Genomic DNA, 7,412 nt, shown 5'->3' on the forward strand with positions numbered 1-7,412 from the left:
AGTTTTAAGTTTCAGGTTAACCCCCCTCATAAATTAAATGTTTTTTATTATATCTACTAATATCTCTAATCCAATCTTTAAGTCTTCTTTTGAAATTACTAATGGGGGTAGAAGTCTAACAACTTTAGGCCCAGCAGTAAGAACTAAAAGACCTTTTTCCAAGGCTTCTTTTTGAACTTTAGACGCTTCTCCATTTATCTCTATTCCAATCATTAGCCCTTTTCCTCTAACTTCAACTATATTAGAAGTAGAAGAGTTTTCTAAAAATTCTTTAATAAAGTTACCTTTATCAAGAACTTCATCCATAAATCCTTCGCTAGATACTGCATTTAAAACTTCAATTGCTCCAGCAGTAGCTACGGGGTTTCCTCCAAAGGTTGAACCATGATCACTAAAAGAGAAGGTGTCTTTTAGTTTTTCATTACAAAGAATACCACCTATAGGAAGACCAGCACCTAAACCTTTTGCAACAGTTACAATATCAGGATTAACATTAAAATGATTAAAACCAAATAGTTTACCGGTTCTAGCTATACCACATTGAATTTCATCAAATATGACTAAAATATCTTTTTCTTTAGCTATATCAAATATTTTATCTATAAATTCTTGGTTTAAAGGTCTTATACCGCCTTCACCCTGAATAGCTTCTATCATAATTGCGCATACGCTATTATCAACAGATTCTTCTAAAGAACCTAAATCATTAGCGTCTACGTACTTAAAGCCTTCAGTAAATGGGTAAAAGTATTTATGAAACTTTTCTTGTCCAGTAGCTTTTAGGGTAGTAATAGTACGTCCATGAAAGCTATTGTTTAAAGTTATTATAGTACTTCTTCCTTCACCATATTTATCGTAGCTATATTTTCTAGCAAGTTTTATAGCACCTTCGTTAGCTTCAGCTCCAGAATTAGAGAAAAATACCTTGCTCATTTCAGATAGAGAAGTTATTTTTTCAGCTAATTTTAAAGTTGGTTCTGACATAAATATATTAGATACATGAGTTATCTTATTTAGTTGAGCAGTAACTGCATTTACCCAAGCTTCGTCTCCATAACCAAGGGAAGAAACACCTATACCAGATGTAAGATCTAGATATTCTTTTTCATCACTATCAAAAAGTTTTACTCCCTTTCCATGAGAAAAAACTACAGGAAGGAAAGGGTAGGTGTTCATAAGATATTCTTTTGCCCCAATTAAATCATTCATTTCAACATCCTCCTAATAAATCATTGTTCCTATGCCATCTTTTGAGAATAACTCAAGTATAAGTGCATGTGGAACTCTTCCATCAATTATTTGAGCCTTTTTAACTCCCATTCTAACTGACTCTACACAACAGTTAACCTTAGGAATCATTCCTCCCTTTATAACATTATCCATATAAAGACGAGGGATTTCGTGTAATCTTAATTCTGAAATCAAAGTTGATGGTTCTTTAGGATCAAGCATAACTCCAGGTACATCTGTAAGAAGAATTAAATTTTCAGCCTTTAAAGCAGAGGCTATTTTAGATGCACAAGTATCTGCATTAATATTATAAACTTTATTTTCCTCACCTGTAGCTATACTACCTATCACTGGAATGTATCCGTTAGCTATAGAGTTTTTAATGATTTCAGTATTAATTTTTGTAATTTCACCTACATTACCAAGATCAACTTCTGAAGAGATTTTTTTGGCTTGAATCATGGAACCATCCATACCAGATAGGCCAATAGCTTTTCCACCAGAAGCTTCAATTAACTTTACTAAGTCTTTGTTTACTTTTCCTCCTAAAACCATTTGAACTATATCCATGGTTTCATCATCTGTGTATCTTAATCCATCTATAAAAACACTTTCTTTGTTTATTTTCTTTAGATAAGAGGAGATATGAGGACCGCCACCATGCACTACCACAACATTAATTCCTACATAGTTCATAAGAACTAAGTCAGCTATAACCCCTTCACGAAGTTCATCACTAATCATGGCATTACCGCCATATTTAACAACAACAGTCTTGCCTTTATACTGCTGGATGTAAGGTAATGCTTGCACTAAAATATTGGCTCTTTCATTGTAATTCAACTCTAGGTTCCTCCTTTAGGATCTGTAATCTCCATTGATTTTTACATAGTCATAAGTTAAATCGCATCCCCAACAAGAAACAGAGTGGGAACCAGATTTCATATCAACTAATATTTTAATTTCTTTTTCTAATAGTATTTCTTTTGCTAGTTCCTCTGAGAAGTTTACAGGAAAAGCATTTTCACATACCTTTATAGTTCCTTTAGAACTTTCAAAGAAGATATCGATATTTGATAAATCTACATCAACATCAGCATATCCAAGAGCACATAAAACTCTTCCCCAGTTAGCATCACTGCCAAAAATAGCTGCTTTAACTAAGCTTGAAGATATAACTGATTTAGATAACTTTTCTCCAATTTCTTCACTAGAAACATTAGAAACAGTACATTCAATTAACTTTGTAGCACCTTCACCATCTTTAGCAATCAATTTAGCTAAGGTTATGTTTAAAGTTTTTAAAGCCTCTACAAATATTAGATAATCTTCATTTTCACTATCTATTAGAGTATTTTCAGCAAGACCGTTTGCTAATATAACAACCATATCATTTGTAGAAGAATCTCCATCTACAGATATTCTGTTGTAACTTATATTAACAGTATCTTTTAAAGCTTTATCTAATAGAGCAGAGCTTATATTAGCGTCTGTAGTTATAAAAGATAACATAGTTGCCATGTTAGGGTGAATCATTCCAGACCCTTTTGCCATTGCACCTAAGGTAACTTCTTTACCTGATAACTCAAACTTGATTGAGAGTGACTTTAAGAAGGTATCAGTAGTCATTATAGCCTCAGCAGAAGATAGAGAACCTTCTGGGCTTAGTTCATCTATTAGAGAAGTCATAGAGTTTTCTATAGGCTTAACGTTAAGCTGAACACCTATAACACCAGTAGAAGCAACTAATACATCTTCAGTTTTATAGTTTAAAGAATTAGCCACAAGAGAACACATAGTTTCAGCGGCTATAAGACCTTTTTCCCCAGTACAGGTATTAGCGTTTCCACTATTTATTATTACTGCTTGAGCTTTATTATCTATTAAATGATCTTTAGTAACTAAAAGTGGAGCCCCCTTAACCTTGTTTTTTGTGTAAACTCCAGCTGCATTACAGATTTTTTCTGAAACTAATAATGCAAGATCCTTTTTGTTTTTATCTTTTTTTATTCCAGCATGTATGCCAGAAGAAAGAAATCCTTTAGGAGAGGTTACCCCTCCTTCTATAATGTTTATATTCAATTAAATAACCCCCTTAGTCATATGCAGATGTCTAAAATGCTGGTGCTATAGTATTTAATCCTTCTTTTTCATCAAAACCTAAGAGGATATTCATATTCTGGATTCCTTGTCCAGCGGCACCTTTAATCATATTATCAATACAAGATATTAATATTAATTTATTGCTGTCTTCATCATAATGAAGAGATATTTGGCAGTAGTTAGATAATCTAACATTGTTAATTTTAGCTACTTCACCGAGTGGAAGTACATTCACAAAAGGTTCCGTGCTATAAAATTCACTAAATTCCTTATGGATATCTACAAGATCTATTTTCTCCTTTGGAGTAGTATATATCGTAGATAATATGCCTCTATTAATAGGTAGTAGGTGAGGTGTAAAAATTAACTTTACCTTTTTATCTAAAGAAGCAGAATTTAAAACTTCTTCAATTTCAGGTGTATGTCTATGATTAGCTATTTTATAAGCACTTAAGCTTTCATTACAGTCTGTAAAATGAGAGCTTTGACTAAGAGCTCTTCCCGCTCCAGACACACCAGATTTAGAATCAGCTATAATTCCATTTTCTTCGATTAGTCCTTTTGATATAAGAGGAAGTAGTGCAAGCTCTATAGAAGTTGCATAACACCCTGGATTTGCAACAAGCTTTGTTTCTTTAATCTTAGCCCTATTAAGCTCAGGAAGTCCGTATACTTCCTTACCATGTAATTCAGATAAATCAAAGCTTTTGCCATACCATTTCTTATATACATTTTCATCAGAAAGTCTAAAATCTGCCCCCATATCTATGCAGATTTTATTTTTATCTAATACTTTTTTTGCTATATGTTCACTTAAGCCATGAGGAAGAGCAGCAAAAATAACATCACTTTTTTCGATTACCGCGTCTTCATCTGTACATATAAGTGAAGTTATATTATAAAAGCTTGGGTATATGCTAGATATATCTTGCCCACTAAAGCTTACAGAGGATATTCCTGAGATTATAACTTCCTTATGATTCATAAGAAGTCTTATAAGTTCAGCACCTACATATCCTGTTCCCCCAATTATTCCGACCTTTACCAAAATAAATACCCCCTTTTTCGCCTTTGAAAAACTATATTATTTTATTACTATCTATGAAATTCTTTAAAGCTTCTAATTGAATCTTAACTGATTTAGAACTTGGTCCTCCAATGACCTTACGTTCCTCAACACAGGTTTCAAGAGAGATAGCATTATAGATATCTTCTTCAAAGTAAGATGAAAATTCTTTTAAAGCTTCTAAAGAAAGCTCTTCTATATTTATTCCTTTATTAATGCAGTGAAGTACTATGGCCCCAACAACTTCATGTGCATTTCTAAAAGCAACACCTTTTTTAACTAAGTAATCAGCTACATCAGTAGCATTTGTGAATCCACCTAAGGCACCTTTTCTCATATTATCTTTTTTGATTCTCATGGTTTTTAACATTCCATTGAAAGTCTTTATAGATAAAAATACTGTGTCTAGTGCATCAAATAAAGCTTCCTTATCTTCTTGCATATCCTTATTATAAGCAAGAGGAATTCCCTTCATTAGAGTAAGAAGAGTGATTAAATCCCCATAAACCCTTCCAGTTTTACCTCTAACTAACTCAGCAACATCAGGATTTTTCTTTTGAGGCATTATAGAGCTTCCAGTAGAGTAGGCATCATCCAATTCAATGAAGCTAAACTCGTGAGTACACCATAATATAACTTCTTCAGAAAATCTTGAAAGATGCATCATTATCATTGAAAGAGCAGATAAAGTCTCTATAACATAATCTCTATCAGAAACAGCATCTAAACTGTTTAAACTAATAGAGGCGAAGTCAAGTTCTTTTGCAACCATCTCTCTATCTATAGGATAAGTGGAAGTAGCAAGTGCACCACTTCCTAAAGGCATTTCGTCCATTCTTTTTAAAGTATCTTTTATTCTACCTAAATCTCTTTTAAACATTTCACCATAAGCAAGTAAATGATGAGCAAAAGTTATAGGTTGAGCCTTTTGCATATGAGTATAGCCAGGCATTATTGTATCTATGTTTTCTTCTGCTTTTATTAAAAGAGTTTCTTCAAATGATAGGATTACATTAATTAAGTTCTTTAGTTCCTTTTTTAAATATAATCTTGTATCTAAAGTAACCTGATCATTTCTGCTTCTTCCAGTATGAAGCTTTTTACCCTCATCCCCAATGTAATAAGTAAGAGTTGCTTCTATAAAGGAGTGTATATCCTCAGAAGAAGGATCAATTTCAATAACCCCATTTTCAATCCTTTTACTTATTTCAGTAAGACCTGAGATAATTTTTTCCCCATCTTGTTTTGGGATGATGTCTTGTGCTATAAGCATTTTTACATGAGCTAAGCTTCCATCTATATCTTCCTTAAACATTCTTCCGTCTGTTCTAATAGAAGAGTTAAAGTCATTTACTAAATTATCAACTGCCTTCTGGAATCTTCCACCCCAAAGTTTCATAATTATTTCACTCCATTCACTTTTGCGTCCATTTTTGCTTTAACTGTTACTGGTAATCCAAATAGATTTATGAATCCTGCTGAATCATTTTGATCGTATACTGAATCTTCACCAAAAGTTGCATATTCTTCTGAATATAAGGTATATGGAGAAGTAGAACCAGCAGAAACTATATTTCCTTTATATAACTTAAGCTTAACATCTCCAGTTACTGTTTCTTGAGTTTTATCAACAAAAGAAGAAAGAGCTTCTCTAAGAGGAGTAAACCATTGACCGTTATAAACTAAGTCAGCAAATTTTAAAGCTATTTGCTCTTTATAATGTAATGTTTCTCTATCTAAACATAAATATTCTAATTCTTTATGAGCGTAGTAAAGAATTGATCCACCTGGAGTTTCATATACTCCTCTTGATTTCATTCCTACTAAACGATTTTCAACCATATCTATAATTCCAACACCATTTTCTCCACCAACTTTGTTTAGAGCTTTTATTATAGATACCCCATCCATTTTTTCACCATTTACAGCTACAGGAATTCCTTTTTCAAAGCTAACAGTAACGTAAGTTGGTACATCAGGAGCTTTTTCAGGAGAAACTCCCATTTCTAATATTTCATCATATTTTGGTTCATTAGCTGGATCTTCAAGATCTAAACCTTCATGACTTAAATGCCATAAGTTTTTATCTTTAGAATAGTTTGTTTCGTAAGTTATTTTTATAGGAACATTTTTTTCAATAGCATAAGCTATTTCTTCTTCTCTTGATTTAAGATCCCATATTCTCCAAGGAGCAACAACAGGAAGCTCTGGAGCAAAAGCTTTTATAGTAAGTTCAAAACGTACTTGGTCATTACCTTTACCAGTACATCCATGAGCTATAGCATCTACTCCTTCAGCTTTAGCTATTTCAACCATTCTTTTTGCAATTACAGGTCTTGCAAAAGAAGTTCCAAGAAGATATTTTCCTTCATAAGTTGCACCAGCTTTTAAAGTTGGGAATATATAATCCTCAACAAATTCTTTTTGTAAGTTTTCTATATATATTTTAGAAGCACCAGTTTTGATTGCTTTTTCTTCTAAACCTTCAAGTTCATCATCACCTTGTCCTACATCTCCAACAACAGCTATTACTTCTTCACATCCGTAAGTTTCCTTAAGCCATGGAATAATTATAGATGTATCCAATCCACCAGAATATGCTAATAAAACTTTATTGTACTTTTTCATTTTACAACCCCCGTAATTTCCATATTTAAGATATTTAATATTATAGAACTTTATGAATAATTATGCAATATTTATTTATAAAAATTAGTTATTTTTATATTTATACATTAAAGTATAGGTTTACAGATGATAATATACATTTTAATTTATAAATTTATTGATAAATAAACATAAGAAAAGTAGTATAAACTTGCATAAATAGGGTAGTGCTTAAAAAGAATTCATTATACAACTCTGTATTAGAAAAAATAGAATTTTTTATTAAAAGATGAATAATAAACAGGCAAAAAAGTAGACTACCCTTTAAAAAACTCAACAATATTAAAAAAAGAGCTTGCTAATAAATCTCTAAAAAGAGAAAATGCCTATTGAAGAATTGAAGAAT

The 7,412-nt window shown here is 32.0% G+C and carries 6 protein-coding genes; all 6 read right to left on the reverse strand.

Annotated elements, in window-relative coordinates; translation table 11 throughout:
* Positions 1-33: 33 nt before the first annotated feature.
* From B3N22_RS12070 to B3N22_RS12095, 6 genes are read right to left on the reverse strand one after another with little or no spacing between them, the layout of a single operon-like run.
* A complete protein-coding gene (locus tag B3N22_RS12070) occupies positions 34-1,209 on the reverse strand; it encodes an aspartate aminotransferase family protein (protein WP_238903878.1) in 1,176 nt (391 codons plus the stop codon).
* Between the two features lie 12 nt (positions 1,210-1,221).
* Entirely contained in the window at positions 1,222-2,073 is an 852-nt protein-coding gene (gene argB / locus B3N22_RS12075; protein WP_073020763.1) for an acetylglutamate kinase, read from the reverse strand.
* A 15-nt stretch (positions 2,074-2,088) separates the two neighbouring features.
* Positions 2,089-3,312, reverse strand: a complete 1,224-nt coding sequence (gene argJ / locus B3N22_RS12080) for a bifunctional glutamate N-acetyltransferase/amino-acid acetyltransferase ArgJ (protein ID WP_238903880.1) — start codon at positions 3,310-3,312, stop codon at positions 2,089-2,091.
* A 31-nt stretch (positions 3,313-3,343) separates the two neighbouring features.
* The gene (gene argC / locus B3N22_RS12085) at positions 3,344-4,381 is read right to left on the reverse strand and encodes an N-acetyl-gamma-glutamyl-phosphate reductase (RefSeq protein ID WP_286907435.1); all 1,038 of its coding nucleotides are present in this window, start codon (positions 4,379-4,381) and stop codon (positions 3,344-3,346) included.
* Between the two features lie 31 nt (positions 4,382-4,412).
* Positions 4,413-5,798, reverse strand: a complete 1,386-nt coding sequence (gene argH / locus B3N22_RS12090) for an argininosuccinate lyase (protein WP_286907437.1) — start codon at positions 5,796-5,798, stop codon at positions 4,413-4,415.
* Positions 5,799-5,800: 2 nt separating this feature from the next.
* Positions 5,801-7,027 (reverse strand): argininosuccinate synthase, encoded by a 1,227-nt coding sequence (locus B3N22_RS12095; protein ID WP_021803081.1) that lies wholly within the window; start codon positions 7,025-7,027, stop codon positions 5,801-5,803.
* Between the last annotated feature and the right edge of the window lie 385 nt (positions 7,028-7,412).

Source organism: Clostridium sp. UBA1652 (genome assembly GCF_002320975.1).
GTDB lineage: Bacteria > Bacillota > Clostridia > Clostridiales > Clostridiaceae > Clostridium_T > Clostridium_T intestinale.